This window comes from Geothrix oryzisoli (assembly GCF_022808865.1).
In the GTDB taxonomy this organism is placed as follows: Bacteria; Acidobacteriota; Holophagae; order Holophagales; family Holophagaceae; genus Geothrix; species Geothrix oryzisoli.
The window spans coordinates 41,593-67,864 of record NZ_JAKZLB010000003.1 but is presented as its reverse complement, the minus strand read 5'-3'; the positions used below and the strand labels follow the sequence as shown (position 1 = coordinate 67,864).

General features: G+C 65.5%; 39 protein-coding genes and 1 pseudogene. 4 read left to right on the top strand and 36 right to left on the bottom strand.

All coding sequences use genetic code 11. The features are described 5' to 3' along the window. Positions 1–124: 124 nt before the first annotated feature. Positions 125–1,786, bottom strand: coding sequence for an MFS transporter (locus MLE43_RS08415; RefSeq protein ID WP_243303198.1), 1,662 nt, complete (start codon positions 1,784–1,786; stop codon positions 125–127). A gap of 527 nt (positions 1,787–2,313) precedes the next feature. Here MLE43_RS08415 and MLE43_RS08410 point away from each other — a divergent pair. Together MLE43_RS08410 and MLE43_RS08405 are read left to right on the top strand one after the other, a co-directional pair. Further along, positions 2,314–3,054, top strand: a complete 741-nt coding sequence (locus MLE43_RS08410) for a metallophosphoesterase family protein (protein WP_243303197.1) — start codon at positions 2,314–2,316, stop codon at positions 3,052–3,054. A 2-nt stretch (positions 3,055–3,056) separates the two neighbouring features. After that, positions 3,057–4,514: a serine/threonine protein kinase gene (locus MLE43_RS08405; RefSeq protein ID WP_243303196.1), complete on the top strand. Its 1,458-nt coding sequence runs from the start codon at positions 3,057–3,059 to the stop codon at positions 4,512–4,514. A gap of 58 nt (positions 4,515–4,572) precedes the next feature. Here the strand turns inward: MLE43_RS08405 and rplQ are convergent, their stop codons facing one another. From rplQ to MLE43_RS08235, 34 genes are all read right to left on the bottom strand, one after another. After that, complete coding sequence (gene rplQ, locus MLE43_RS08400; protein ID WP_243303195.1) at positions 4,573–4,965, bottom strand: 50S ribosomal protein L17; 393 nt, start codon at positions 4,963–4,965, stop codon at positions 4,573–4,575. A gap of 9 nt (positions 4,966–4,974) precedes the next feature. Next, on the bottom strand, positions 4,975–5,946 hold the full coding sequence (locus MLE43_RS08395) for a DNA-directed RNA polymerase subunit alpha (RefSeq protein WP_243303194.1): 972 nt from the start codon (positions 5,944–5,946) through the stop codon (positions 4,975–4,977). Between the two features lie 9 nt (positions 5,947–5,955). Next, positions 5,956–6,588: a 30S ribosomal protein S4 gene (rpsD, locus tag MLE43_RS08390; protein WP_243303193.1), complete on the bottom strand. Its 633-nt coding sequence runs from the start codon at positions 6,586–6,588 to the stop codon at positions 5,956–5,958. A gap of 15 nt (positions 6,589–6,603) precedes the next feature. Continuing rightward, on the bottom strand, positions 6,604–7,011 hold the full coding sequence (gene rpsK, locus MLE43_RS08385; RefSeq protein WP_243303191.1) for a 30S ribosomal protein S11: 408 nt from the start codon (positions 7,009–7,011) through the stop codon (positions 6,604–6,606). A 12-nt stretch (positions 7,012–7,023) separates the two neighbouring features. Continuing rightward, a complete protein-coding gene (gene rpsM / locus MLE43_RS08380; protein WP_243303190.1) occupies positions 7,024–7,392 on the bottom strand; it encodes a 30S ribosomal protein S13 in 369 nt (122 codons plus the stop codon). 9 nt (positions 7,393–7,401) lie between these two features. Further along, a complete protein-coding gene (gene rpmJ / locus MLE43_RS08375) occupies positions 7,402–7,518 on the bottom strand; it encodes a 50S ribosomal protein L36 (RefSeq protein ID WP_243288424.1) in 117 nt (38 codons plus the stop codon). 13 nt (positions 7,519–7,531) lie between these two features. Beyond that, on the bottom strand, positions 7,532–7,750 hold the full coding sequence (infA, locus tag MLE43_RS08370; RefSeq protein ID WP_026852734.1) for a translation initiation factor IF-1: 219 nt from the start codon (positions 7,748–7,750) through the stop codon (positions 7,532–7,534). Continuing rightward, on the bottom strand, positions 7,747–8,406 hold the full coding sequence (locus tag MLE43_RS08365) for an adenylate kinase (RefSeq protein WP_243303188.1): 660 nt from the start codon (positions 8,404–8,406) through the stop codon (positions 7,747–7,749). The genes infA and MLE43_RS08365 overlap by 4 nt, the downstream gene beginning before the upstream one ends. Next, on the bottom strand, positions 8,403–9,758 hold the full coding sequence (secY, locus tag MLE43_RS08360; RefSeq protein WP_243303187.1) for a preprotein translocase subunit SecY: 1,356 nt from the start codon (positions 9,756–9,758) through the stop codon (positions 8,403–8,405). The genes MLE43_RS08365 and secY overlap by 4 nt, the downstream gene beginning before the upstream one ends. A gap of 6 nt (positions 9,759–9,764) precedes the next feature. Further along, the gene (gene rplO / locus MLE43_RS08355) at positions 9,765–10,226 is read right to left on the bottom strand and encodes a 50S ribosomal protein L15 (RefSeq protein ID WP_243303185.1); all 462 of its coding nucleotides are present in this window, start codon (positions 10,224–10,226) and stop codon (positions 9,765–9,767) included. Positions 10,227–10,229: 3 nt separating this feature from the next. Next, a complete protein-coding gene (gene rpmD, locus MLE43_RS08350) occupies positions 10,230–10,427 on the bottom strand; it encodes a 50S ribosomal protein L30 (RefSeq protein WP_243288428.1) in 198 nt (65 codons plus the stop codon). Between the two features lies 1 nt (position 10,428). Next, positions 10,429–10,953: a 30S ribosomal protein S5 gene (rpsE, locus tag MLE43_RS08345; RefSeq protein ID WP_243303184.1), complete on the bottom strand. Its 525-nt coding sequence runs from the start codon at positions 10,951–10,953 to the stop codon at positions 10,429–10,431. A 9-nt stretch (positions 10,954–10,962) separates the two neighbouring features. Next, a complete protein-coding gene (gene rplR / locus MLE43_RS08340) occupies positions 10,963–11,325 on the bottom strand; it encodes a 50S ribosomal protein L18 (protein WP_243303183.1) in 363 nt (120 codons plus the stop codon). A 9-nt stretch (positions 11,326–11,334) separates the two neighbouring features. Continuing rightward, the gene (gene rplF / locus MLE43_RS08335; protein WP_243303182.1) at positions 11,335–11,871 is read right to left on the bottom strand and encodes a 50S ribosomal protein L6; all 537 of its coding nucleotides are present in this window, start codon (positions 11,869–11,871) and stop codon (positions 11,335–11,337) included. Positions 11,872–11,918: 47 nt separating this feature from the next. Continuing rightward, positions 11,919–12,314, bottom strand: coding sequence for a 30S ribosomal protein S8 (rpsH, locus tag MLE43_RS08330; protein ID WP_243303181.1), 396 nt, complete (start codon positions 12,312–12,314; stop codon positions 11,919–11,921). Positions 12,315–12,326: 12 nt separating this feature from the next. Next, on the bottom strand, positions 12,327–12,512 hold the full coding sequence (locus MLE43_RS08325; RefSeq protein WP_026852743.1) for a type Z 30S ribosomal protein S14: 186 nt from the start codon (positions 12,510–12,512) through the stop codon (positions 12,327–12,329). A gap of 18 nt (positions 12,513–12,530) precedes the next feature. Then, positions 12,531–13,094, bottom strand: a complete 564-nt coding sequence (rplE, locus tag MLE43_RS08320; protein WP_243303180.1) for a 50S ribosomal protein L5 — start codon at positions 13,092–13,094, stop codon at positions 12,531–12,533. Between the two features lie 188 nt (positions 13,095–13,282). Beyond that, positions 13,283–13,540, bottom strand: coding sequence for a 50S ribosomal protein L24 (rplX, locus tag MLE43_RS08315; protein WP_420843192.1), 258 nt, complete (start codon positions 13,538–13,540; stop codon positions 13,283–13,285). Positions 13,541–13,560: 20 nt separating this feature from the next. Beyond that, complete coding sequence (gene rplN, locus MLE43_RS08310) at positions 13,561–13,929, bottom strand: 50S ribosomal protein L14 (protein ID WP_026852746.1); 369 nt, start codon at positions 13,927–13,929, stop codon at positions 13,561–13,563. 9 nt (positions 13,930–13,938) lie between these two features. Continuing rightward, positions 13,939–14,196: a 30S ribosomal protein S17 gene (gene rpsQ / locus MLE43_RS08305; RefSeq protein WP_026852747.1), complete on the bottom strand. Its 258-nt coding sequence runs from the start codon at positions 14,194–14,196 to the stop codon at positions 13,939–13,941. Between the two features lie 8 nt (positions 14,197–14,204). After that, on the bottom strand, positions 14,205–14,405 hold the full coding sequence (gene rpmC / locus MLE43_RS08300) for a 50S ribosomal protein L29 (protein ID WP_026852748.1): 201 nt from the start codon (positions 14,403–14,405) through the stop codon (positions 14,205–14,207). A gap of 5 nt (positions 14,406–14,410) precedes the next feature. Beyond that, positions 14,411–14,830: a 50S ribosomal protein L16 gene (rplP, locus tag MLE43_RS08295; protein WP_243303178.1), complete on the bottom strand. Its 420-nt coding sequence runs from the start codon at positions 14,828–14,830 to the stop codon at positions 14,411–14,413. Positions 14,831–14,839: 9 nt separating this feature from the next. Further along, positions 14,840–15,487, bottom strand: a complete 648-nt coding sequence (gene rpsC, locus MLE43_RS08290; protein WP_243303177.1) for a 30S ribosomal protein S3 — start codon at positions 15,485–15,487, stop codon at positions 14,840–14,842. A 2-nt stretch (positions 15,488–15,489) separates the two neighbouring features. After that, positions 15,490–15,846 (bottom strand): 50S ribosomal protein L22, encoded by a 357-nt coding sequence (gene rplV / locus MLE43_RS08285; RefSeq protein WP_243303176.1) that lies wholly within the window; start codon positions 15,844–15,846, stop codon positions 15,490–15,492. Between the two features lie 2 nt (positions 15,847–15,848). Further along, positions 15,849–16,133, bottom strand: a complete 285-nt coding sequence (rpsS, locus tag MLE43_RS08280; protein ID WP_026852752.1) for a 30S ribosomal protein S19 — start codon at positions 16,131–16,133, stop codon at positions 15,849–15,851. Between the two features lie 11 nt (positions 16,134–16,144). Beyond that, positions 16,145–16,966 carry a 50S ribosomal protein L2 gene (gene rplB / locus MLE43_RS08275; RefSeq protein ID WP_243303175.1) on the bottom strand — a complete coding sequence of 274 codons (822 nt, stop codon included), beginning with the start codon at positions 16,964–16,966 and terminating at the stop codon, positions 16,145–16,147. Positions 16,967–17,041: 75 nt separating this feature from the next. Then, on the bottom strand, positions 17,042–17,317 hold the full coding sequence (locus tag MLE43_RS08270; protein ID WP_243303174.1) for a 50S ribosomal protein L23: 276 nt from the start codon (positions 17,315–17,317) through the stop codon (positions 17,042–17,044). Further along, positions 17,314–17,949, bottom strand: a complete 636-nt coding sequence (gene rplD / locus MLE43_RS08265; protein ID WP_243303173.1) for a 50S ribosomal protein L4 — start codon at positions 17,947–17,949, stop codon at positions 17,314–17,316. The genes MLE43_RS08270 and rplD overlap by 4 nt, the downstream gene beginning before the upstream one ends. A gap of 1 nt (position 17,950) precedes the next feature. Continuing rightward, positions 17,951–18,577, bottom strand: coding sequence for a 50S ribosomal protein L3 (gene rplC / locus MLE43_RS08260; protein ID WP_243303172.1), 627 nt, complete (start codon positions 18,575–18,577; stop codon positions 17,951–17,953). Between the two features lie 14 nt (positions 18,578–18,591). Continuing rightward, positions 18,592–18,918 carry a 30S ribosomal protein S10 gene (gene rpsJ, locus MLE43_RS08255; protein ID WP_043483643.1) on the bottom strand — a complete coding sequence of 109 codons (327 nt, stop codon included), beginning with the start codon at positions 18,916–18,918 and terminating at the stop codon, positions 18,592–18,594. 287 nt (positions 18,919–19,205) lie between these two features. Continuing rightward, complete coding sequence (gene fusA, locus MLE43_RS08250) at positions 19,206–21,314, bottom strand: elongation factor G (protein WP_243303171.1); 2,109 nt, start codon at positions 21,312–21,314, stop codon at positions 19,206–19,208. 105 nt (positions 21,315–21,419) lie between these two features. Continuing rightward, positions 21,420–21,890 (bottom strand): 30S ribosomal protein S7, encoded by a 471-nt coding sequence (gene rpsG / locus MLE43_RS08245; RefSeq protein WP_243303170.1) that lies wholly within the window; start codon positions 21,888–21,890, stop codon positions 21,420–21,422. A gap of 12 nt (positions 21,891–21,902) precedes the next feature. Beyond that, positions 21,903–22,301, bottom strand: coding sequence for a 30S ribosomal protein S12 (gene rpsL, locus MLE43_RS08240; protein WP_243303169.1), 399 nt, complete (start codon positions 22,299–22,301; stop codon positions 21,903–21,905). A gap of 167 nt (positions 22,302–22,468) precedes the next feature. After that, entirely contained in the window at positions 22,469–22,732 is a 264-nt protein-coding gene (locus MLE43_RS08235; RefSeq protein WP_243303168.1) for an FmdB family zinc ribbon protein, read from the bottom strand. 113 nt (positions 22,733–22,845) lie between these two features. On the opposite strand from MLE43_RS08235, the pseudogene rfaE2 reads away from it, so the two are divergent. Then, positions 22,846–23,286: pseudogene (rfaE2, locus tag MLE43_RS08230) on the top strand (D-glycero-beta-D-manno-heptose 1-phosphate adenylyltransferase); the annotation flags it as partial. An 83-nt stretch (positions 23,287–23,369) separates the two neighbouring features. Further along, complete coding sequence (locus MLE43_RS08225) at positions 23,370–23,945, top strand: outer membrane beta-barrel protein (protein ID WP_243303166.1); 576 nt, start codon at positions 23,370–23,372, stop codon at positions 23,943–23,945. A gap of 65 nt (positions 23,946–24,010) precedes the next feature. Here the strand turns inward: MLE43_RS08225 and MLE43_RS08220 are convergent, their stop codons facing one another. Then, the gene (locus MLE43_RS08220) at positions 24,011–26,170 is read right to left on the bottom strand and encodes a glutamine synthetase III family protein (protein WP_243303165.1); all 2,160 of its coding nucleotides are present in this window, start codon (positions 26,168–26,170) and stop codon (positions 24,011–24,013) included. Positions 26,171–26,272: the final 102 nt, after the last annotated feature.

Here is a 26,272-nt window from a genome sequence, read left to right as displayed (position 1 = left end):
TTTCTCTGGTCCGCGGGTGTCGCGTCGCCTGTGCCTGGGCCGGGGGGGGGGGGGGGGGGGGGGGCGGCCCCCCCCCCCCCCCACCCCTGCAGCCTTCCGGTGGCAAGGCCACCGGGAAGTCAGATCAATGCTGATAGGTGGTGATGTCCCGATCCTTGGTTTCCTTCAGGAAGAGGGCGCCGATCACCACGGTCATGAGGGCCACGACCACGGGATACCAGAGGCCGTAGTAGATGTTGCCCTTCAGGGCCACGATGGCCGTCGCGATGAGGGGCAGCATGCCACCGAACCAGCCGTTGCCGATGTGGTAGGGCAGCGACATGGAGGTGTAGCGGATGTTCGTGGGGAAGAGCTCCACCAGGAAGGCGGCGATGGGCCCGTAGACCATGGTCACGTAGATGAGGAAGATGAACAGGATCAGCAGGGTCATGGGGTAGTTGACCTTGGACTTGTCGGCCTCCTTGGGGTAGCCGAGGTCGTTCAGGGCCTTCTTGAGGGCGCCTTCCGACGCCGCATTCCAGCCCTCCACGCGGGTCGTGGTGACTTGGCCCGTGGCGGTGTTCTTGCCCTGGATCGTGGCGACCACCATCTTGCCGGCCTCCGGCGCCACCTTGGTGAAGTTGAGGCCCTGCTTGCCGAAGAAGTCGTTCACCCGGTCCAGCTCCGTGAACTTGCTCCAGGGACCGACGAAGAGGTTGAAGGTCTCATCCTTCGGGTTGCCGGCCACGGTGATCACGGTGGTGTTCTGGAAGGTCTCCAGGGCCGGGTTCACGTAGTGCGTCAGCTGCTTGAACAGGGGGAAGAAAGTGACGGCGGCGATGAGGCAGCCCGCGAGGATGATCTTGAGGCGGCCGATCTTGTCCGACAGCCAGCCGAAGAAGATGAAGAAGGGCGTGCCCAGCAGCAGGGAGGCGCCGATGAGCATGTAGGTGGTCTGGTAGTCCAGCTTCAGCGTGATCTGCATGAAGAAGAGCGCGTAGAACTGGCCGGTGTACCACACCACGCCCTGGCCCGCGGTGGCGCCGAGGAGGGCGAGCAGCGCGTACTTGTTGTTGGGGTACCGCAGGAAGCTGTCGCTGAGGGGCGCCTTGGAGGTCTTACCCTCGGCCTTCATCTTGGTGAAGATGGGGGACTCGTGCAGCTTCAGGCGGATCCAGACGGACACGCCGAGCAGGATGATGGACACGAGGAACGGGATGCGCCAGCCCCAGCTGGCGAAGGCCTCCTTGGTCATGGTGCCGCGGCAGGCCATGATGATGCCGAGGCAGAGGAAGAAGCCCACGGTGGCCGTGGTCTGGATCCAGCTGGTGTTGTAGCCGCGGCGATCATGCGCGGAGTGCTCCGCCACATAGGTCGCAGCCCCGCCGTACTCGCCACCCAGGGCCAGGCCCTGCAGGAGGCGCAGCGTCACCATGATGATGGGCGCCAGCCAACCCACGGCCTCGAAGGTGGGCAGCAGGCCCACGCCGAAGGTGGAGAGGCCCATCACCATGATCGTGACCAGGAAGGTGTACTTGCGCCCGATCAGGTCGCCGATGCGCCCGAAGACCAGGGCGCCGAAGGGGCGCACCAGGAAGCCCGCCGCGTAGGCTGCGAAGGCCGAAAGCAGGGCCGCCGTGTCATTCCCCTTCGGGAAGAACAGGTGGGCGAAGAACGGCGCCAGCGTGGCGTAGAGGTAGAAGTCGTACCACTCGAACACCGTCCCCACGGAGGAGGCGACGATCACCATTCGTTCTTCCTTGGTGAGCGGAGTCTTGGTGGCGATTTGCTCGGTTACGATTGCCATGTTGTGTTGCCTCCTTGAATGATCCCTGGGTTGAAGCGGGGCGGTCTATGGGCCTGCAGATGGTCGGGCCGACGGGCGGCCCAGGTGCGGAACCTTTCGAAATCCCCTTTCGTGAGGCCGGCCGGGGCCGGGCTGGTTGTAGGAGTCGCACCTGGATGGCTCCAGGCCGGAACGCGATGGATCGTTATGGAGTCCACGGTGGTCGTGCCCCGTGGAACAGCTTGGGATGGGTTGGCTGATCACTAGCTAACGCACTCCTTTCCTCCGGGTCAAGCAAGTCGATGCCCGGAAAGCTGTTTTTTTTTGGCGGGGAAAAATTGCCGTAAGTCCCCATCTAAAATGACCATACGATCCTCTTTCAATCATGGTTCTCATGACAGGAAGTAAGACCTGCGGCCACGCCAGCCAGAATGGGCAGATTCCGTTCCCAGGCGTGCCGTCCCCCCCGTCCCGTGACGGGGCCGGCCCCCGGGGCGGACCCAAGCCCCTATGATGGACCTTGACCCTCCTCCCACTCGGACGCCCCCATGCGCATCGCCCTCCTGGCAGATATCCATGCCAACCGGCTCGCGCTGGAGGCCTGCCAGGAGCACGCCCGATCCCAGGGGGCGGACCGCCTCGTGTTCCTCGGCGACTACGTGGGCTACGGCCCCCAGCCGCGCGAGGTGATTGAGCGGATCATGGCCGAGACGGCCCGCGGCGCGATCGCCGTGGCCGGGAACCACGACCAGGCCGTGGCCAACGATCGGGAGGCCATGACGCCCGACGCGGAGACGGCCATGGCCTGGACCCGCGGCCAGCTCGGTCCCGAGGCCCGGGAGTTCCTGGCCAGCCTGCCCCTGCGCTTTGAGGACGGGACCCGCTTGTACGTGCATGCCAGCCCCCAGACCTACCCCCCGTGGATCTACATCCGCGAGAGCCGGGACGCCCGGCGGGCGCTGGAGGCCAGCCGCGCCCAGATGGTCTTCTGCGGGCACACGCATCTGCCCGCCCTGCACGGCATCACAGCCACTGGACAGCTGGTGTCGTTCACCCCGGTCTCCTCCGTCCCGGTGCCACTGCCCCCGCAACGGCGCTGGCTGACCGTGGTGGGCGCCGTCGGCCAGTCCCGCGACGGGAACCCGGCGGCGGCCTATGCCCTGCTCGACACCACCACCTCGACCATCACCCACTTCCGGGTGCCCTACGATGTCCAGGCCACGGCGGCGGCCATCCTGGACGCCGGCCTGCCTCCGGCTCTCGCGGCCCGCCTGCGGAAGGGGCTCTGACCATGCAGCAGCTGATGATCTCGCCCGGAACGCTCCTCGACGGCTACCTCGTCGGCGAGCGCGTCCACCGTGGCGGCATGGCCTCGCTCTGGGCCGCCAGCCATCCGGACCTCCCGTTCCCCCTGCTGGTGAAGGCGCCCACGCTCTCGGAAGGCACCGATCCCGCCGCCATCGTCGGCTTCGAGATGGAGCAGATGATCCTGCCCCGCCTCACCGGCCGCCATGTGCCGAAGTTCATCGCCCAGGGCACCACCGGCCTCCAGCCCTACCTGATCATGGAGCGCATTCCAGGTCCATCGCTTCTGCCGAGGCTCACCGAGCTGCCCCTCCCCTGGGCGGAAGTGGCCGCGCTGGGCGCCAGGATCGCCACGGCCCTGGACGACCTGCACCGCCAGCACGTGGTCCACCTGGACGTGAAGCCCTCCAACCTCCTCGTGCGCCCCACCGGTGAGGTCGTGCTCGTCGATTACGGCCTGTCCCACCACGACGAGCTGCCGGACCTGATGGGCGAGGAATTCCGGCTGCCCTACGGCACGGCGCCCTACATGGCCCCGGAGCAGGTGCTCGGCCTCCGCCGGGATCCCCGCAGCGACCAGTTCGCCCTGGGCGTCCTGATGTATTTCTTCGTCACGGGCGTGCGTCCCTTCGGGGATCCCCAGCGCCTGTCCGGACTCAAGCGTCGCATCTGGCGCGATCCAGTGCCCCCCCGCAAGCTCCGGCCGGACTGCCCCCCCTGGCTTCAGGAGATCATCCTGCGCTGCCTGGAGGTGCATCCGGCCTGGCGCTACCCCACGGCGGCCCACCTGGCCCTGGCGTTGCGCCATCCCGACCAGGTGATGCTGACCGCCCGCTCGGAGAAGCTGCGCCAGGACCCCTTCACCACGGTCCTCCGGCGCCGCTTCGCGGATCACCAGCTGGTGGTTCCCAAGGGCAAGGCCCCGGCACGACACGATGGCGACGCCCCGATCCTGGCCGTGGCCATCGACCTCTCCCCCGAGGCCGCCCCCATCGCCGGGACGCTGCGCAGCATGGTGGCCCACATGCTGCCCGCCCTGCCCGGGGCGCGGGTGGCCTGTCTGAACGTGTTCAAGCTGGGACGCATCACGCTGGACCAGACGGTGGACGGCGAGGGCCGGAACATCCACCTCCAGCGCCTGGTGGAGCTGCGCCACTGGGCGGAGCCCCTGGGCCTGGAGGAAGGGCGGATCAGCTTCCACGTGCTGCAGTCGCCGGATCCGTCCTCGGCCATCCTGCAGTATGTGAACGCCAACCACGTGGATCACGTGGTCATCGGCGCCCGCGCCAGTTCCCTGCGCCGCTCTCTACTGGGCAGCGTCTCCAGCCAGGTGGCCGCCCAGGCGCCCTGCACGGTGACGGTCGTGCGGGCCCGCCGGCTGCGGCACTCCGACTTCAAGGACGAACCCGAGGACAAGACCGAGAGCACCTGGACCGTCGGCTGATTCGGTACAGGGAAGCGCCCCGGACGAACCGGGGCGCTTCCCTGTGCGTGGCGGGGTTCTACTCGGCGTCCTCGGCCTTGGGCTCGGGGAGGGTGTAGTCCACGAACTCGATGAGGGCCATGTCGGCCGCGTCGCCGAGGCGATGGGCCATCTTGAGGATGCGGGTGTAACCGCCGGGGCGGCTCTCGAAGCGCTTGCGGAAGTCGGCGCCGAACAGCTTCTGCACGGCATCCTTGCTTCCAAGGCGGGCCATCGCCAGACGGCGGTTGGCCACGGAATCGGTCTTCGCGAGGGTGATGAAGGGCTCCACATAGGTGCGGAGTTCCTTGGCCTTCACGAGGGTGGTCTCGATGCGCTCGCTCTGGATCAGGGCGGTCGCGAGGTTCTTCATGAGGGCCTTGCGCTGGTTGGTGGTGCGGCCCAGGCGCTTGCCGGCAACGTTGTGACGCATGGGGGCTCCTTACACTTCCTGCTCGAGCCGCATGCCGAGGGAGAGGCCGATACGAGCGAGCTCGTCCTTGATCTCCTGGAGCGACTTCTTGCCGAAGTTCTTGGTTTTCATCAGTTCAGCCTCGGTCCGCTGGACCAGCTCGCCGATGGTGGTGATGTTGGCGTTGCGGAGGCAGTTGTTGGCCCGCACGGAGAGCTCGAGTTCCTCGACGGACTTGCCGAGCCAGGTGTTGGCCGCTTCGCTGCCGAGGGTGGCGGTACCCATCTCCATCTCGGTGAAGTCCTCGTCCTGACGGGCGAACACGAGGAAGTGGTCGCGCAGGATGAGAGCCGCGTCAGAGACGGCTTCCTTGGGATTGACGGCGCCGTTGGTCCACACCTGGAGCGTGAGCTTCTCGTAGTCGGTGCTCTGGCCCACGCGGGCGGGTTCGACGATGTAGTTCACACGGAGGATGGGGCTGTGGTTGGCATCCATGGGGATGAAACCCAGGCCCAGGCTCTCGTCATGGTTGTGGTCCGCGGTCACGAACCCGCGGCCCAGACGCACCACCATCTCGATCTCCAGCTCGCCCTCCTCGCCCAGGGTGGCGATGTGGATGTTGGGATCCACGACCTCCACGTTCTGGTTGCAGCGGATGGCGGCCGAGGTCACCGTGCCCTCACCCTTGGCGGAGATGGTCACCGTCTGGGGCTCGGAACTGTGCAGCTTGAACGGCACTTCCTTGAGGTTCAGCAGGACATGGGTGATGTCCTCCCAGACCCCGGGAAGGGTGGTGAACTCGTGCATGACGCCCTTGATGCGGACGTTGGTGACAGCCGCGCCCTGGATGCTGCTGAGCAGCACCCGGCGCAGGCTGTGCCCGACGGTCGTGGCGAAGCCACGCTCGAAGGGGTAGGCCACGAACTCTCCGTAGGAGTCCGTGAGGGACCCGGGGGTCACCTCCGCAAATCGCGGCCTCTGGAAATCGCTGAGGTTCAGCATCCTGCCCCCTTACTTGGAATACAGTTCAACGATCAGCTGCTCGTTGATGTCCAGGGTGATGTCCTCGCGGGTCGGCGCGGCAAGCACCTGGCCTTTGAAGGCGGCGGCGTCCAGGGAAAGCCACTTGGGAATGCCACGGCCAGCGGAGGTTTCGACGGAGGACTTGACCCCGTCGTTCTCGCGGGCGCGGCTGCCCAGTTCCACCGCCTGGCCAGGCTTCACCTGGAAGGAGGGGATGTCCACCCGCTTGCCGTTGACCAGCACGTGACCGTGCATGACCATCTGACGCGCGGACGAGCGGCTGGGTGCGAAGCCCAGGCGGTAGATCACGTTGTCCAGCCGGCTCTCGAGGAAACCGAGCAGGTTGTGGCCGGTGACGCCCTTCTTGGCGTCAGCCTTTTCGAAGTAGTGACGGAACTGCTTCTCGAGCACACCGTAGATGCGCTTCACCTTCTGCTTCTCGCGAAGCTGCAGGGCGTAGCCGGTGGGCTTCTTGATCTTCCCCGCGCCATGCTGGCCGGGGATCTTGCCCTTGCGCGTCTCGAAGGAGCACTTCTCCTTGAAGCAGCGCTCGCCCTTGAGATAAAGCTTCATGCCCTCGCGGCGGCAGAGGCGGCAAACGGCGTCTGTGTAACGTGCCATGTCTCTCCTCCTCTCTTAAACCCGGCGCCGCTTGGGCGGCCGGCAGCCGTTGTGGGGGATGGGGGTGACGTCGCGGATGCTGGTCACCTGGATGCCGGCGGCGTTGAGGGCGCGGATGGCGCTCTCACGACCGGCACCGGGGCCCTTGACGCGGACGTCGACAGAGCGGACACCCTGCTCCTTGGCGGCCTCGGCAGCGATGCCGGCGGCCACCTGGGCGGCAAAGGGCGTGCCCTTGCGGGTCCCGCGGAAGTTCTGGTTGCCGCTGGAAGCCCAGCAGAGCATGTTCCCCATCGGATCAGAGATGGAGATGATGGTGTTGTTGAAGGACGCCTGGACGTGAGCCACGCCATGGGGGACGTTCTTCTTTTCCTTCTTCTTGACCACCTTCTTGCCGGCGGTCCGGGTCTGGGTCTTTGCCATGGGTTCCTCGCCTTACTTCTTCTTGCCGGCCACGGTGCGCCGCTTGCCCTTGCGGGTGCGGGCGTTGGTATGCGTGCGCTGACCACGGACGGGGAGACCCTTCCGGTGGCGCAGGCCGCGGTAGCAGCCGATATCCATGAGCCGCTTGATATCGAGGGCGATGTCCTTGCGGAGATCTCCTTCCACGGTCTCTTCGGCGGTGATGACGCGGCGGATGCGGCCGACCTCGTCCTCGGTCAGATCCCGGACCTTCGTGCCGAAATCAACCTTGGCACGGGTCAGGATGCTGTGCGCCTTGGCGCGCCCGATACCGTAGATGTAGGTGAGCGCGATCTCGATGCGCTTTCCGATGGGCAGATCAATGCCTGAGATGCGTGCCATCGTTTCTCCTTAACCCTGACGCTGCTTGTGCTTGGGGTTCTTCTTGCAGATGATCCGGTTGATGCCTTCGCGCCGGACCACTTTGCAGTGCTCGCACAGCTTCTTGATGGAGGGCCGTACTTTCATGGTGTCCTCTCGTTTACTTGAATCGGTAGATGATGCGGCCGCGGGTGAGGTCGTAGGGCGTTACCTCGACGAGCACCCGGTCACCGGGAAGGATTCGGATGAAGTTCTTGCGCATCTTCCCGCTGATGTGCGCCAGCACCTGGTGCTTGTTCTCCAGTTCGACCCGGAATACCGCGTTGGGCAAGGCCTCGACCACTGTGGCTTCGAGCTCAATGGCTTCTTCTTTGCTCAAGCGCGTTCTCCGAAGACGTGACGCAGCGATTCAAACACCAGCTCCGGCGCGCGATTGCCATCCACGCTCCGGAAGGTCGGCCGATGCTTGTAGAAGCCCAGGAGCGGCTGGAAGGTCGAGTGGAACTCGCCCATCCGGCTCCGGAAGGCTTCAGCGGTATCGTCGGAACGGTGCTTCAGGGGACTTCCGCACTGATCGCAGATACCGGCCTGTTTGGGCGGCTTGGATTCCAGGTGGTAGATGGCGCCGCAGGCATTGTTGCTGCAGACGCGCCGGCCCACCACGCGGGCTTCCAGCACTTCCTGGGGGACATCGACCAGCACCACGTGCCCTACTTTCATGCCCTTGGAGGAGAGGAAGTCTTCCAGGGCCTGAGCTTGCTGAAGGGTGCGTGGGTAGCCGTCGAACAGCACGTCAGAGGTCTCGTCCAGCAGCCGCGCAAAGACAAGGCCGTTGACGGTGTCGTCGTCCACCAGTTTTCCCTCGGCCATGATGGCTTTCGCCCTCAGGCCGATCTCCGTCCCTTTCGAGACGGCATCTCTCAGAATGTCACCGGTTGAGAGGTGAGTCAAAGAGAATGTTTCCACCAGGCGCTTGGCCTGGGTGCCCTTCCCGGAGCCCGGGGCCCCGAGGAGGACGTTCGCGACCAGGCTCATGCGGCACCCCCGCGGGTGGAACGGCCGCGGATGCGGCCCTTCTCGAGGAAGCCGTCATAGCGGCGCATGACCAGCAGGCTTTCCAGCTGGGCGGCGCTGTCCATGGCCACGCCCACCACGATCAGCAGGCTGGTGCCGCCGAAGTAGAAGTTGAGGCCCTGGATGTTGTTGGTGATGAGCAGGGGCACCAGGGAGACCAGGGCGAGGTAGATGGCGCCCACGAAGGTCAGCTTGGACAGGATGCTGTCCATGAAGATGCTGGTTTCCTTGCCGGGCCGGATGCCCGGGATGTAGCCCCCGGACCGCTTCATGTTCTCGGCGGTCTCATCGGGATTGAAGACGATGCTGGTGTAGAAGAAGGCGAAGAAGATCACCACGCCCACGAAGACGGGGGTGTAGATCCAGAAGTGCGTCTGGGGATTGAGGTAGGCCGCGGCCTTGGCGAGCCACTCCCAGCGGGTGAACTGGGCGATGGTGGCCGGGAAGAAGATCACCGAGCTGGCGAAGATGACGGGCATCACGCCGGCGGTGTTCAGCTTCAGGGGCATGTAGGAGCTGCGCTGGCTGGACATGCCGGCCGAGTCGGCCCGGCGGGCGTAGTGGATGGGGATGCGCCGGTAGGCGTTTTCCACCAGCACCACGGCCAGCAGCACCACGGTCATGGCCCCGATGAGCAGGATGAAGATGCCCGGGGGCGGGACGTTCGGGGCGTTCCTCAGGGACTGGGTGATCATCACCGTCATGGTGGTGAGGGCCTGCGGAAGGCCCGCCACGATGCCCGCGAAGATCAGCAGGCTGATGCCGTTGCCGATGCCGCGCTCGGTGATCTGCTCGCCGATCCACATGACGAAGAGTGTGCCCACGGACAGCGTGAAGGCCGCGAGGAACCGGAACGCCGTCGGGGAGATGGCGGTGGTCACGACTTCAATGCCGGGCGAGTTCTGGCTCTGGGCCAGGGACGCGATGCCCATGCCCTGGATGAAGGCGAGGAACACGGTCAGGTAGCGGGTCCACTGGGTGATCTTCTGCCGGCCGGCCTCGCCTTCCTTCTTCTGGAGGTTCTCCAGGTAGGGCACCACGGCCCCCATCAGCTGCAGCACGATGCTGGCCGTGATGTAGGGGGCGATGCCGAGGGCGAAGACGGAGAATTTCTTGAACGCACCACCGGAGAACAGGTCGATGACATCGAAGAGCCCGCCGCCGCCGCGACGGAGCGCGGTGGCCAGGTTCTCGGCGTTCACCCCGGGCACGCTGACGTGCACCCCCAGGCGGTAGATGGCCAGAAGGATCAGGGTGAAGATGAGCCGCTTCCGCAGCTCCGGGATGGCGAAGAGATTCCTGAGGCGGTTCATCGGCCGTTACTCGGCAGACTTCGCGGCGGGCTCCTGAATGGTGCCGCCCTTGGCCAGGATGGCTTCCCGGGCACCCTTGGTGATGCGGTCGGCGACGACATTCACCTTGGTGGTGAGCTCACCGCTGGCCAGCACCACGATCTTCTCGACGCGGGAGTTGACCAGCTTCTTGTCGCGGAGCGCCTCGAGCGTGACCGTCTCGCCATCCTTGAAGTGGATGGAGATGAGGCTCAGGGTGATTTCCTTGGTCTCGGGAGCGAAGATGTTGGTGAAACCGCGCTTGGGCAGGCGGCGGACCAGGGGCATCTGACCGCCCTCGAAGCCGCGCTTGCTGCGGTAGCCGGACCGGGACTTCTGGCCCTTTTCGCCGCGGCCGGAGGTCTTGCCCAGGCCGGAGCCCTTGCCGCGACCCAGACGCTTGCGGGACTTGGTGGCGCCCTCAGCGGGCCGGAGTTCGTTGAGCTTCATGGTCTACCCCTTCACCTGAACGCTGATGAGATGGGGCACGAGCTTGACCATCCCATGGACGTTGGGGGTGTATTCGCATTCGCGGGTGTCGCCGGGACGCTTGAGACCGAGGGTCTGCATGAAGGCCCGGTGCTTGGGAGTGGTGCAGATGATGGAGCGCTTGAGGGTCAGCACCACCTGCTTGCCGATGAACTGCGACATGTTAAACCTCCGCCTGATCCAGGCCCCGATTGGTCAGGACCGTGTAGGGATCCATGAGGTCCTTCAGACCCTCAAACGTGGCGCGAACCACGTTGTGGGGGTTGGAGGAGCCCAGGCTCTTCGTCATCACGTTGTGGATGCCGGCGGCCTCCATGATGGCGCGCACCGCGGCGCCGGCGATGATGCCGGTGCCCTCGGGGGCCGGCTTCAGCAGCACGCTGCCGGAACCGAAGATGCCGGTCACCGGGTGCGGCAGGCTGCCGTTCGAGGTGACGGGGACCTTGATCATGTTGCGCTTGGCGCTCTCGATGCCCTTCTTGATGGCGGAGGGCACTTCGAGGGCCTTGCCGAGACCGAAGCCGACCTTGCCATTACCGTCGCCCACGACCACCAGCGCGGAGAAGGAGAAGTTCTTGCCCCCCTTCACCACCTTGGTGACGCGGCCCACGTAGATGACCTGGTCCTTGAATTCCCCGGCTTCGGGGTTGCGGGATTCTTTGTTGTCTTTGAGCTCTGCAGTCGCCATGGTGATCCCCTAGAACTGGAGCCCGGCTTCGCGGGCGCTGTCAGCCAGCGCCTTGACGCGGCCGTGGTAGACGTAGCCGTTCCGGTCGAACACCACAGACGTGATGCCCTTCTCCTTCAGGCGGGCGGCGATGCTGGCGCCGACAGCCTTGGCGGCTTCGATGTTGGCGCCGTTCTTCAGCGAAGCGCGCAGGTCCTTCTCGAGGCTGCTGGCGGACGCCAGGGTGACACCCTGGGTATCGTCCACCGCCTGCACGTAGATGCGCTTCAGGCTCTTGTAGATGGTGAGACGGGGCCGCTCGGGCGTGCCGCTCACGCGGCCGCGGATGCGGGCCTTGGTCTTGTCGCGTCGAATGTTGATATCGTTCGCCATGGGTTCCCCTTACTTCCCGGTCTTGCCGGCCTTGCGGCGGATGACTTCGCCGGTGTACATGACACCCTTGCCCTTGTAAGGCTCGGGCTTGCGGAATTTCCGGATGTCGGCGGCGACCTGGCCCACCAGCTGCCGGTCGATGCCGGTCACGACGATGTGGGTGGTCTTCTCGACGGCCATCTGGATGCCCGCAGGGGCCTCGTACTTGATGGGGTGGCTGTAACCCAGCTCGAGGTTGAGCTTGGCGCCGTCCATGGCGGCCTTGTAGCCCACGCCGACGATGTCCAGTTCCTTCTTCCAGCCCTCGGTCACGCCAGTGACGGCGTTACCGAGCAGGGCGCGGGTCAGGCCGTGGTAGGCACGGGTCTGGGCTTCATCGTTGGCACGGGTGAGGTTCACGGAGTCGGCCTGGACATCGAGCGTGATCCCCGCGGGGATCGGGCAGGTGAGCTTGCCCTTGGCGCCCTCGACGACGGCCTCGGACCCGGTGACGGTGACCTTCACGCCCTTGGGCAGTGTCACGGGCTTCTTTCCGATTCGAGACATGGTTGATTCCTTAGATGAGGGCGGGTTGACCGCCCATTTCAGGATGGTTACCAGACGTGGGCGAGGATCTCGCCGCCGACGTTCTGCTTCTTGGCGTCCTTGCCCGTCAGGAGACCCTGCGGAGTGGACAGGATGGCGATGCCGAGGCCGCCGTGGACCTCGGGGATCTCCTGCGCGCCGGTGTAGATGCGCAGGCCGGGACGGGACACGCGGCGCAGGCCGTGGATCACGTTCTCCTTATCCTTCACATACTTCAGGTTGACAATGAGATACACGCGGTTCTCATGCTCCACCTGCTTGAAGGAGTGGATGTAGCCCTCCTGCTTCAAGATGCCGCAGAGACCGGCCTTGATCTTGGAGGCGGGCACCACCACGGCATCGTGACCGGCCATGATGCCGTTGCGGATGCGGGTGAGGTAATCAGCGATGGGATCGGTATGCATGGTCCCCTCTCCTTACCAGCTGGACTTCTGGACGCCCGGGAGCTCGCCGTTGAGGGCGAACTTGCGGAAGCACAGACGGCAGAGTTCAAACTTGCGCATGAAGCCCCGGGGACGGCCGCAGCACTTGCAGCGATTGCGGTGCTGGGTCGAGAACTTCGGCTTGCGCGAATCCTTGACGATTTTCGAAATCTTGGCCATCGGTATGATCTCCTTAGCCTATTTGCGGAAGGGCATACCGAGGTGGGCCAGCAGGGCCCGCGCTTCGGCGTCATTGGCGGCGGTGGTCACGAACGTGATGTTCATGCCCTTCATCTTGTCCACCTTGGAGTAGTCGATCTCCTGGAAGATCAACTGGTCCTTGAGGCCCAGGGTGTAGTTGCCGCGGCCATCGAAGGACTTGGTGGGCACGCCGCGGAAATCACGGACGCGGGGAAGGGACAGAGTCACCAGGCGGTCGAAGAATTCCCACATGCGGGGACCGCGCAGGGTCACCATGCAGGCGATGGGCATGCCAGCGCGGAGCTTGAACTGCGCCACGCTCTTCTTGGCCTTGCGCACGACGGCCTTCTGGCCGGCGATGGCGGTCAGTTCGTCCACGGCCACGTCCAGAACCTTGATGTTCTGGATGGCGTCGCCGACGCCCATGTTGATGACGATCTTCTGCAGGCGGGGCACCTGCATGGCGGAGGAGAAAGCGAACTCCTCCTTGAGCTTCGACACCACCTCCTGGTGGTAGCGAGCCTTGACGCGGGGCTCCGCGTGGTCCTGCTTGGCAGTCATGGATTCCTCCATTTCCGTGAGGCGGCTATGCCCCAGGGGTTCGGGAGAGCGGGGGGGCTTGGGAACGGCGGTCCGGCCCGTTTCCCCCCAACCTCAGTTGTCATGGCGCAGGATGCGCCGTGGTGCTCCACCCCGCGCACGGGGCAGAATGACCATCCTCCCACGAATGCGGGAGGATGGAAAGCGGTTTACTCGGGACGCTTGCGGGTGCCCTTGCCCGTCTTGGGGTCGAGGATCATGACGTTGGAAGCGTGGATGGACGCCTCCTTCTCGATGATCCCGCCGCCCTCGCCGGTCTGGGGATTGGGCTTGGTGGCCTTCTTGATCATGTTGATGCCGGCGATGACCACCCGGTTGGTGGCGGGGCTGACCTTGGAGATGGTCCCGGTCTTGCCCTTCTCCTTGCCGGCGATGACGACGACCTGGTCGCCCTTCTTGAGCTTCATCTTGGTGGTGGTGGCTTCCATTACAGCACCTCAGGGGCGAGGGAGACGATCTTCATGTACTTCCGCTCACGCAGCTCGCGGGCCACGGGGCCGAACACGCGGGTGCCGACGGGCTCGCCATCCTTCTTGATGATGACGGCCGCGTTCTCGTCGAAGCGGATGTAGGAGCCGTCCTTGCGGCGGTAGGCCTTGCGCTGGCGCACGATCACGGCCTGGACGACGGCCTTCTTCTTGACGGTGCCGCCGGGGATCGCTTCCTTGACGGAGGCGGTGATCACGTCGCCGAGCTGGGCGATCTTGCCCACACCACCGCCCAGGGGCAGGATGCAGCAGATCTTCTTGGCGCCGGAGTTATCGGCGACGGTGAGCATGGTTCCCATCTGGATCATGTGAGCTCCTTACTCGCCGGCCTTCTGGACGATCTCGAGGACCGTCCAGCGCTTGCGCTTGGAAAGGGGGCGGGTCTCCACGATCTTGACCACGTCGCCGATACCACAGGCGTTGGTCTCATCGTGAGCCATGAACTTGGCGGTCTGCTTGACCGTGCGGTGGTAGAGCGGGTGCTGGAACTTGCGCTCCACCTTCACCACCACGGTCTTGTCGGCCTTGTTGGAGACCACGACGCCGTTACGAATCATCTTGTTTTCGAGGCTCATGGGATCTCCTAGGCCAGCTTCGTCGCCAGGGCGGTTTTGACACGGGCGAGCTCACGACGAGTCTTGCGGATCTCGGCGGTGTTCTCGACCTGGCCCACGGCGTGCTGGAAGCGGAGGGTGAAGCGCTTGGCGGCCAGTTCGGCCTCCAGCTGCGCCAACTCCTCGACGCTCTTGCCGGTCAAATCGGAAAAGGGGTTCTTCTTGGTCATGGCTCTCACTCCTCCGGCGGCGTGCGGCTGACGAACTCGGACGCGACGGACAGCTTCATCTGGGCCAGGCGCAGGGCTTCACGCGCGGTCTCCTCGGTCACCCCCTCCATCTCGAAGAGGATGCGGCCGGGGCGGATCACCGCCACCCAGCCGTCCGGAGCCCCCTTGCCGGAGCCCATGCGGGTTTCCGCGGGCTTCGAGGTGGTGGGCCGATCGGGGAAGATGCGGATCCAGATCTTGCCGCCGCGCTTGATGTGGCGGGTCATGGCGATACGGGCGGCCTCGATCTCACGGTTCGTGAGCCAGCAGTGCTCGATCGCCTTGAGGCCGTAGTCACCGAAGGCGAGATCGTTGCCACGGGTGGCGACGCCGCGGGTGCGGCCCTTCTGGGTTTTGCGGTTCTTGACCTTCTTGGGCATCAACATGGATTCACCTCAGCGCTTCACGGTCTCGGCAACCTGGTCGCCCAGGTTCACCCAAACCTTGATGCCGATGATCCCGTAGGTCGTGCGGGCCTCGGCGAAACCGTAGTCAACGCCCGCGCGGATGGTCTGCAGGGGCATCTGGCCGGAGAGGTAGTCCTCGGTCCGGGCGATCTCGGCGCCGTTCAGGCGGCCGGAGACCTTGATCTTGAAACCCTTGGCGCCGAAGCGGATCGCAGCCTCCTCAGCCTTGCGCATGGCGCGGCGGAAGGCGATGCGGCGCTCGAGCTGCTGGGCCACGCCCTCGGCCACGAGCTGGGCATCGACTTCAGGCTTCTTGATCTCCTGGATGTCGACGGACACGGGGCGGTTCAGGCGCTTCTGGAGGTCTTCGCGGAGCTTGTCGATCTCAGCGCCCTTGCGGCCGATCACGATGCCGGGGCGGGCGGTGAAGATGCGCACGGTGACCTTGTCCGCGGCGCGCTCGATGTCGATCTTCGAGATCATCGCGTTGAGGCTGTGCAGCTGCTTCTTGAGTTCGCGGCGGAGCTTGATGTCCTCGTGCAGCAGCGAGGAATACTCGCGCTTGGAGAACCACTTGCTGCGCCAGTTCTTCTGGTAGACGAGGCGGAACCCGTACGGGTGAACCTTCTGACCCATGACTACTCCTCCCCGGCCGCGGACGCGAGCTGGATGGTGATGTGGCAAGTGCGCTTCTGAACCCGGTAGGCACGGCCCATGGGTGCAGGGCGGACGCGCTTCATGCGGAAGCCTTCGTCCACGAAAGCGGTCTTCACCAGCAACTCATCCGGATTGACGGAGGGATTCTTGTCGATGGCGTTGGCCACGGCGGAATCCAAGAGCTTGCGGATCGGGGCGGCGGCGTACTTCTTCGCCTGGGCGAGCACCCACTGGGCCTCGCCGACGTGCTTGCCGCGGATCATGTCCACCACGAGGCGGGCCTTCTGGGCCGAACCGCGCAGGTGGCGAACGGTGGCGGTGGAAACGATAGCAGCCATCGTTACTTCCCCTTCGCCTTGGTGTCGGCCTTGCCAGCGTGACCCTTGAAGGTGCGGGTCAGGGCGAATTCGCCCAGCTTGTGGCCGATCATGTTCTCGGTGACATACACAGGAATGAACTTGTTGCCGTTGTGCACGGCGAGGGTCAGTCCGATCATCTGCGGGACGACCGTCGACCGGCGGGACCAGGTCTTGATCACGCGCTTGTCGTTGGCCGCCTGGGCGACTTCCACCTTCTTCTGGAGGTGGGCGTCAATGAACGGGCCTTTTTTCAGGGATCGTGCCATTGTCGTGTCTCCTAGTTGATCCGCTTGACGATGAACTTGTCCGTGCGACGGTTGCCACGGGTCTTGTAGCCGCGGGTCGGCTGGCCCCAGGGCGTCACGGGGTGACGGCCACCGGAGGTGCGACCTTCGCCACCACCGTGCGGGTGGTCGACGGGGTTCATGACCACGCCGCGGACGGTCGGGCGGATGCCCTTCCAGCGGGTGCGACCGGCCTTGCCGACCTGGATGTTCTCGTGCTGCAGGTTGCCGACGGTGCCGATGGTCGCGAAGCAGTCCAGGTGGATCTTGCGGATCTCGCCGGAGGGCATGCGGAGCTGGGCGTAGTCGTCTTCCTTGGCCACGAGCTGGGCGAAGGTGCCGGCGGCGCGGGCGATCTGGCCGCCCTTGCCGGGCTTCATCTCGATGTTGTGGACGGTGTTGCCGACCGGGATGTTCCGCAGGGGGAGCGCGTTGCCCACCAGGATGTCGGCGGTCTTGCCGGCCACCACGGTGCGGCCCACTTCCAGGCCGTCGGGGGCCAGGATGTAGCGCTTCTCGCCGTCCGCGTAGACCAGCAGGGCGATGCGGGCGGTGCGGTTGGGATCGTACTCGATGGTCGCGACCTTGGCCGGCACTTCCAGCTTGTTGCGCTTGAAGTCGATGATGCGGTACTGGCGCTTGTGGCCACCGCCGATGTGGCGGGTGGTGATCCGGCCGGTGTTGGAACGGCCGCCAGTGCGGTTCTTCTTGGCAATCAACGAACGCTCAGGGACGTCCGTGGTGATTTCCTCGAAGCCGAACTTGGACATGCCGCGCTGACCGGGGGTCGTGGGCTTGAGCTGCTTGATGCTCATGGTTGTCCTCTTGCCTCAGGGTTGAAAGGGGCGGGCGATAGTGGGCAAAGCTTTTCCGTCCGCCATGAAGTCGCCTTACTCGGACGCGGGCGCGCCCTCGACGAGTTCGACATAGGCCTTCTTGCGGGGGCTGGAGGTCCCCACGAAGCGGCCCAGGCGCTTGGTCCGGCTGGGGATCCGCACGGTGCGGATGCCCTTCACCTTGGACTGGAGCAGGAGCTCCACAGCTTCCTTGATCTGGTGCTTGGTGGCCCAAGTGGCCACCTCGAACACCTGGATGTTCTTCTCCCGCAGGATCTGGCCCTTCTCCGTGAGGAGGGGCTTGCGGATCACGTCGAAGATCTTGGTCATGGCTTCACCACCTCCTGGAGGGCCAGGACGGCTTCCTTGGAGAAGATCACCTGGTCGTACTTGAGGAGCTCATAGACGTTGACGCCCAGGCTCTCGACGGTCTGCAGCTTCGGGTTGTTGCCGGCGGCCTGGGAGAGCTTCTCGCTGGCCTCGGCACCCACCAGGAGGGCGGAGCCGGTGACGCCGAGCTTGCCCAGCGTCTGGACCAGGGCCTTGGTCTTGTGGGACTCGACTTCCCAGTTCTCGACCACCAGGATCTGGCCGCTGGCCAGCTTGGCGGACAGCGCGTTACGCAGGGCGGCGCGCCGGGCCTTCTTGGGGAAGGCGTAGTCGTAGGAGCGGGGGTGCGGACCGTGGGTCGTGCCACCGCCCTTCCACAGCGGGCTGCGGATGGAACCCACGCGGGCGCGGCCGGTGCCCTTCTGCTTCCAGAGCTTCTTGCCGGAGCCGCTGACTTCCCACTTGTCCTTGGTCTTGGCGGTACCGGCGCGGCGCTTGGCCAGGAAGTGGCGGACCGCTTCCCAGATCAGGTGCTCGTTCAGGTCCTCGAGCTTGAACACCTCGGGCAGCAGATCGACGGTGCCGACCTGCTTGTTGTCGAGGTTGACGACGGGGTGCTGGAACGCTGCCATCCTAGGCCTCCTGCTTGATGACGATGTACCCACCCTTGGGGCCGGGGACGGCGCCCTTGATGAGCAGCAGGTTGTTCTCGGCGTCCACCTTGGCGATTTCCAGGTTGCGCACGGTCACCTGGGCGTCGCCCATGTGGCCGGCCATGCGCATGCCGGGGAAGACGCGGCTGGGGTAGCTCGACTGGCCGATGGAGCCGGGAGCGCGGTGGAACATGGAGCCGTGGGTCGCGCGACCGCCGGCGAAGTGGTGCCGCTTGATGACGCCGGCGAAGCCCTTGCCCTTGCTGATGCCGGTGACGTTCACCTTGGTCTTCGCCTCGAAGGCGCTGGCCAGGACGCTGTCGCCGGGCTTGGCGGCGTCGGAGGCATCCACCTTGATTTCGCGGAGCACGCGGACCGGGGCGACGCCCAGCTTCTCGCAGTGGCCCTTCTCGGCCTTGGAGGCGCGCTTGCCGCCGTTGGGGTCGACGAAACCGATCTGGACCGCTTCGTAGCCGTCCTTGGCGGAGGTCTTGCGCTGCACGATCACGCAGGGGCCGGCCTGGATGACCGTCACGGGGACGATCTGGCCCTGCTCATTGAAGATCTGGGTCATCCCCAGCTTCTTGCCGATGATTCCTTTGGACATGTTTTCTCCCCCCTCTACCGGTTGCCCTGACGGCTGAAGACCTTGATCTCCACGTCGACGCCAGCGGGCAGATCCAGGCGCATGAGGGTATCCACGGTGTTCTGGGTCGGGTTCAGGATGTCGAGCAGCCGCTTGTGCGTGCGGATCTCGAACTGGTCCCGGCTCTTCTTGTCCACGTGGGGGGAACGGTTGACGGTGTACTTGTTCGTCCGGGTGGGGAGGGGAATCGGTCCCGCCACCTGGGCGCCGGTGCGCTTGGCGGTGTCCACGATCTCGCGGGTGCTCTGATCGAGCAGACGGTGGTCGAAGGCACGCAAACGGATGCGGATGTTGTCTTTCATGCTCACTCCATTGGGACGGGAACCGTCCATAGACGTGGGGCGCTGACCGCCCATGTAAATCCGTCCCAACGACAGGGACAGGGCTGATCAGCATAACAAAAGCCGCTGTAAATTCAACGGCTTTTTGAGAGAACGCACGACCTCCCGGAGGAGGAAGCGGGTGGATCAGGAGGCCCGGCAACCCGAAGGTTCGAAGGACGGCCTCACCCCCGGAGGGGGCTAAGACTACAGGTTGAAGCTTTTACGTGGTTCCGAAACGGGCGGGGCCCGTTTCGGAACTGGAGGAACTACTTGGCACCCTTCACTTTGGCGACGATTTCTTCGGCCACGTTCCGGGGAGCCTCCTCGTAGTGCGAGAACTGCATGGTGTAGTTGCCGCGGCCCTGGGTCATGCCGCGCAGGGTGGTGGAGTAGGCGAACATCTCGGCCAGGGGCACCTTGGCGGTGACGACCTTGGAGCCGGCCCGGTCTTCCATGTTCTCGATGCGGCCGCGGCGGCTGTTCAGGTTGCCGATGACGTCGCCCATGTAGTCCTCGGGGACCACGACCTCGACGGCCATGATGGGCTCGAGGATCACGGGGGAGGCCTTCTCGCAGCCGGCCTTGAAGCCCATGGAGCCCGCGATCTTGAACGCCATTTCGTTGGAGTCCACGTCGTGGTAGCTGCCGTCGAAGATGGTGACCTTGATGTCGACGCAGGGGTAGCCCGCGAGGACGCCGGACTGCATGGCCTCCTGGATGCCCTGGTCCGTGGGCTTGATGTATTCCTTGGGCACCACGCCGCCCTTGATGTCGTTGATGAACTCGTAGCCCTTGCCGGACTCGTTGGGCTCGATGATGAGCTTGACGTGGCCGTACTGGCCGCGGCCGCCGGACTGGCGCACGAACTTGCCTTCCGCCTCCACCCGCTTCCGGATGGTCTCGCGGTAGGCCACCATGGGCTTGCCCACGTTGGCCTCGACCTTGAACTCGCGCATCATGCGGTCGACGATGATCTCGAGGTGCAGCTCGCCCATGCCGGCGATGATGGTCTGGTTGGTCTCGGGATCGGTCTTCACCTTGAAGGTGGGATCTTCCTGGGCCAGACGGCTCAGGGCGACGCCCATCTTCTCCTGGTCGGCCTTGGTCTTGGGCTCGATGGCCACCTGGATCACGGGATCCGGGAAGTCCATGGACTCGAGGATCACGGGGTGGTTCTCGTCGCAGATGGTCTGGCCGGTCAGCACGTCCTTCAGGCCCACGGCGGCGCCGATGTCGCCCGTGCGGACCTCCTCGATGTCCTCACGCTTGTTGGCGTGCATCTGGAGGAGGCGGCCGATGCGCTCGCGACGGCCCTTCGCGGGGTTGAACACGCCGGAGCCGGCGGCCAGCACGCCCGAGTAGACGCGCAGGAAGGCGAGGCTGCCCACGAAGGGGTCGGCCATGATCTTGAAGATGAGGGCGCTGAAGGGCTCGTTGTCGTCAGCCCGGCGCTCCACCTCGTTGCCGTCGGTGTCGACGCCGGTGATGGCGGCGATGTCCAGGGGCGAAGGCATGTAGCTCACCACCGCGTCGAGCATGGGCTGCACGCCCTTGTTCTTGAAGGCGGAGCCGCACATCATCGGCGTGAAGAGGAGGCCGATGCAGCCCTTGCGGATGCCCGTGCGGATCTCGTCCTCGGTCAGCTCCTCGCCGCCGAGATACTTGTCCATGAGCGCATCGTCGGTCTCGGCGACCATCTCGATCATCTTCTCGCGCCACTCCTTGGCGGTGTCGACCAGGTCCGCGGGGATCTCGCCGTAGATGACCTTGAAGCCCTTGTCGCCCTCGTCGAAGGTGAGGCCCTTCATGAGGACGAGGTCCACCACGCCCTTGAAGTTCTCCTCGGCGCCGATGGGGATCTGGATGGGCATGGGACGCGCCTTGAGGCGGGTCTTCATCATCTCGACCACACGGAAGAAGTCCGCGCCGGGGCGGTCCATCTTGTTCACGAAGGCCATGCGGGGCACGCCGTACTTGTCGGCCTGGCGCCACACGGTCTCGGACTGGGGCTCGACGCCGCCCACCGCGCAGAACACGGCGCAGGCGCCGTCCAGCACGCGCAGGGAGCGCTCCACCTCGGCCGTGAAGTCCACGTGACCGGGGGTGTCGATGATGTTGATGCGGTGCTCCACGTCCTTCAGCTGGCCCGTCTGGGGGGTCCAGGCGGCGGTGATGGCGGCGGAGGTGATGGTGATGCCCCGCTCCTGCTCCTGCACCATCCAGTCGGTGGTCGCCGCACCCTCATGCACCTCGCCGATCTTGTGGATCTTGCCGGTGTAGTAGAGGATGCGCTCCGTCGTGGTGGTCTTGCCGGCATCGATGTGCGCCATGATGCCGATGTTCCGGTAGCGCTCGAGGGGGGTGTGGCGGGCCACGGCGGCCTCCTGAAAGGGTAAAGACAGAATCGGAATCGGGGGTACTTCAAAGACCTTCGCAGAAGGAGCCGCCGGGTCGGCGGCTCCTTCCGGTCGGATGGGCTGCTACCAGCGGAAGTGCGCGAAGGCCTTGTTGGCCTCGGCCATCTTGTGGACGTCGTCCTTCTTCTTGATGGCGGCGCCGCGGAAGTTCATGGCGTCCAGGATCTCGCCGGCCAGCTTGTCGCGCATGGTGCGCTCGCCGCGGGAGGCCGAGTAGGTCTTCAGCCAGCGCATGGCCAGGGACTGGCGGCGGTTCTGGGGAACCTCCACGGGCACCTGGTAGGTGGCGCCGCCCACGCGGCGGGACTTGACCTCCACCGAGGGCTTGATGTTGTTGAGCGCCTTCTGGAAGGCCTCCAGGGCCTCCTCGCCGGACTTCTTGGCGACGATCTCCAGCGCACCGTAGAGGATGCGCTCGGCGGTGGCCTTCTTGCCGCGCTCCATGAGGATGTTCACGAACTTGGAGACGGTGAGGCTGTTGTAGACGGGATCCGGGAGGATCTCACGCTTGGCGGGTGCGGAACGACGGGCCATGGTCTACCTCCCCTACTTCTTCTTGGCCGGCGCGGCGCCAGCCTTGGGGCGCTTGGCGCCGTACTTGGAACGGGACTGGTTGCGGCCCGCGACGCCGGTGGCGTCCAGGGTGCCGCGGACGACGTGGTAGCGCACGCCCGGCAGATCCTTCACGCGGCCACCGCGGATGAGCACGATGCTGTGCTCCTGCAGGTTGTGGCCCACGCCCGGGATGTAGGTCGTGCACTCGATGCCGTTGGTGAGGCGCACACGGGCCACCTTGCGAAGCGCGGAGTTCGGCTTCTTGGGGGTGGTGGTGAACACGCGGGTGCACACGCCACGCTTCTGCGGGCAGGCGTCGAGCGCGGGGCTCTTCGTCTTGTTCTGGAACGTCTTCCGCCCAATGCGGATCAACTGATTGATGGTAGGCACACCATCCTCCAAGGAAGGCGCCGGGTTTTCCGGGCCTGGGCCCGAGAGGTTCCGCGATGGGAACGTCGGACGGATGAAATCCTGCGCCGGCCCACAGGGCCGGAACCATCTAGGCTAACGGAATGGCCAGGAAAGTCAACGCGCCAAGCGAAAACAAGAGACGGGAGTCACCCGGCCAGGGGGCAGCCGCAGCCTCCGGCGGCGCAGCCATGGCCACTCTTGGGGGCTTCCGGGGCCGACATCGCGGGTTCGGCGGCCGCACTCTTGTACCAACCTCCCCCGGCCAAGGTGAAGCCCGCCACGGACACCTGGCGCTGCATCCCATTCGCCCGACCGCAGGCCGGACAGGCATGGGTTTCGGGCGCGGACATGCTCTCGAGCTTCTCCTCGGCCCGGCCGCAAGCTTCACATCGGTATTCGTAGAGGGGCATGGCAGACTTCTCCCGGGACTTCTCCCTGAACCGATCATTTTACTCCGGTCTCTTCGATGCCGTCACTGACCCGTTTCTTCCAGAGCCCTGAAGCTTTTCTCGCGGCCGTCCCCCGGCCCAAGACCCTCTGTTTCACCAACGGCTGCTTCGACCTGATCCATCCCGGCCACGTGCAGTACCTGGCCGAGGCCCGCGCTCTGGGGGACTTCCTCGTGGTGGGTCTCAACAGCGACGCCTCGGTGGCCCGCCTCAAGGGCCCGGGCCGCCCCCTCCAGGACGAGGCCGCCCGTGCCGCCATCCTGCTGGGCCTCCGGAGCGTGGACGCGGTCATCCGCTTCGACGAGGACACCCCCCTGGAGCTCATCCGCGCCCTCCAGCCCGACGTGCTGGTGAAGGGCGGCGACTACACCCCCGACGCGGTGGTGGGGCGGGAGATCGTCGAGAGGCGGGGCGGACGGCTCGTCCTCCTCTCCTTCCTGCCCGGCCACAGCACCTCGCGGATCGAGCAGCGGATCCGGAGCGGGCGCGGGGTCACGCTCGAGCCGCACGAATAGACCGTTCGGATGATTCGGCGGGGACCGCATCCCGCTAGGCTGAGGGCGGCTCCGCTTTGGAGCCCGTCATCGTCGGAGGTCTCATGCGTCATCGCGTTGCCCTTGCCCTCGCTCTTCTGGGCTTGCCCCTCGCCGCCCAGGACATCACTGGTGGCCTGCAGACGGGGCTTTCCCTGCCGGTCGGGGACCTGAAGGACAAGACCGATTTCGGCACCAACCAGTTCTTCGGCGCCCACATCGGTGGCCACCTCGACTTCAACATCACGTCCCATCATCAGGTCCGCGCCCAGCTGACCTACCACAGCCTCCCGGGCTCCGGCTGGGGCGGCCCGAATGACTTCACCAACGACTTCAAGATCCTGCAGGTCGGGGCCGACTGGGTCTACAACTTCCAGAGTCCCAACCAGGGCTGGTACACCATCGCCGGGGCCTCCCTGAACAGCGTCAAGGATGATTACAGCGGGAATGGCTTCAGCGGCAGCGCCAGCCAGAGCGGGAAGCTCGGCCTCCGCGGCGGCGGCGGCTACACCTTCAGCAAGATGTTCTCCCTCGAGGGCACGCTGAACCAGGTCTTCGTGGACAAGAACGGCAGCGACGGCCTCGGCTTCGACACCGCCACCTGGCTCCAGGTGAGCGCCGTGTTCCGCTTCGGTCGGTAGGCACGCTTCACCCTCACGAAAAACGGGCCGCGACGCGGCCCGTTTTTCGTGAGAACCGGAAAAGGCTAGACCAGGGGCGACAGCAGCTGCCAGTACTTGGGCAGGGGCCAGAGGTCCGCGTCGCAGGCCTCTTCCAGGTGGTCCAGCACTTCCCGCAGGGCATGCTTGGTCTCGTTGACCTGGTTGCCGAAGGCCTCGGTGCGGGCGTGCAGATCCTCGATCGCGTCGGCCTTGGCCAGGGCCGCCTTCATGGTGGAGAGGCGTGCCTGCGCCTCGCCGGCCAGGGTGGCCTGGGCCTGAAGGGCGGCCTTGAGGGTTTCGGGGACCTCGATGCCGGCGGCAGCCAGCCGGCCGAGGCTCTTGGCCCGGGCGCCAAGGTCGGCGGTGATGGATGGAAGGATCTGGGTTTCCGCCATCTCACGCAGGACCTGGGTTTCGATGGCAATGGCCTTCTGGTACTGCTCGTGGCGGATGTGGATGCGGGACTCCAGCTCGCCCTCGGACAGGATGCCGGCCTTGGAGAACACGGCCTTGGCCGCGGGGTTCTCCCAGATATGGAGGGCAGCCACGGTGTCCTTGGCGTGGGGGAGGCCACGGCGCTCGGCCTCGACCTTCCATTCCTCGGAGTAGCCGTTGCCCTCGAACCGGATGACCTTGGTCTCGATGATGGCCTGGCGTACCACGGCCAGAACGGCGGCGCGGTGTTCCTTGCCGGCCTTGATCTCCGCGTCGAGCTTGGCGTTGAGTCCCTCCAGAGCCTCGGCCACGGCGGCGTTGATCACCGTCAGCGGGAGGGCGATGGGCTGGCTGGAACCCACGGCGCGGAACTCGAACTTGTTGCCCGTGAAGGCGAAGGGGCTGGTGCGGTTGCGGTCCGTGGCGTCCTTCTCGATGCGCGGCAGGTTGCCGATGCCGAGGTCGAGGATGCGCTGGGTGGAGGCATCCGCCGCGTCGCCCTTCTCGATGGCGTCGAGGATGTGGTTCAGCTGGGCGCCGAGGAAGGCGGACATGATGGCCGGAGGCGCCTCGTTGGCCCCCAGGCGGTGGTCGTTGCCGGCGCTGGCGATGGCCGCGCGGAGCAGGCCTCCGTGGGTGTGGATGGCCTTCAGCGTCGCACTGAGGAAGTAGAGGAACTGCAGGTTCTCCTCGGGGGTCTGCCCGGGCTCCAGCAGGTTCTGACCCTCGTCGGTGGCCAGGCTCCAGTTCACATGCTTGCCACTGCCGTTGACGCCGGCGAAGGGCTTCTCATGGAGGAGGATGGCCAGGCCATGCCGCTCGCCCACGGACTTGAGGATCTCCATGAGCAGCTGGTTGTGGTCGCTGGCGATGTTGGCGGCCTCGTAGATGGGCGCGATCTCGAACTGGTTGGGGGCCACCTCGTTGTGGCGGGTCTTGGCGGGGATGCCGAGCTTGAAGCACTCCAGTTCCACGTCCTGCATGAAGCCGAGGACCCGCTCCTTGATGCTGCCGAAGTAGTGGTCTTCCAGCTCCTGGCCCTTCGGGGGCTTGGCGCCCTGGAGGGTGCGATTGGCGAACATGAGGTCCGGCCGCTGCTGGGCCAGCTCCAGGTCCACGGCGAAGTACTCCTGCTCGGGACCGCACTGGGCGATGACGGAATCGGCCTTCACGCCGAAGTGGGCCAGGCCCTCCACGGCCCGCCGGGACACCACGTCCATGGAGCGCAGCAAGGGCACCTTGTGGTCCAGGGCCTCGCCGTGGTACCCCACGAAGGCCGTGGGGATGCAGAGCGTCTTGCCCAGGGGGCCCTCCATGATGAAGGCCGGGCTGGCGGGGTCCCAGGCGGTGTAGCCGCGGGCCTCGAAGGTGGCGCGCAGGCCGCCGCTGGGGAAGGAGCTGGCATCCGGCTCGCCCTGGATGAGCTGGCCGCCGCTGAAGCGCTCGATGACCTGGCCCGGCTCGTCCCAGGCGATGAAGGCATCGTGCTTCTCGGCCGTGGCGCCGGTCATGGGGAGGAACCAGTGGGTGAAGTGGGTGCAGCCCTGCTCCAGGGCCCAGTCCTTCATGGCCTGGGCGACGCTCTTGGCCACGTCGGGCGACAGGGCCTCGCCACGCTTCAGGGCCTGCCGGTAGGCCTTGTAGACGTCCTTCTGCAGCCGGTCGCGCATGGTGCGCTCGCTGAAGGTGTTGCAGCCGAAGTACTGGCTGATCTTGATCTGATCCAGCCGTGAGATGCTGGAAGTGTCTGGCGCCGGCGCCTTGGTCATGTGTCCCCCCTTGGACGTTGAACGATGAATGTAAATAAAAATAAACCGATGTCCGCCCCTCGGGGGCAGCCATCGGATTCCCACATCCACTTGGATCCTGCG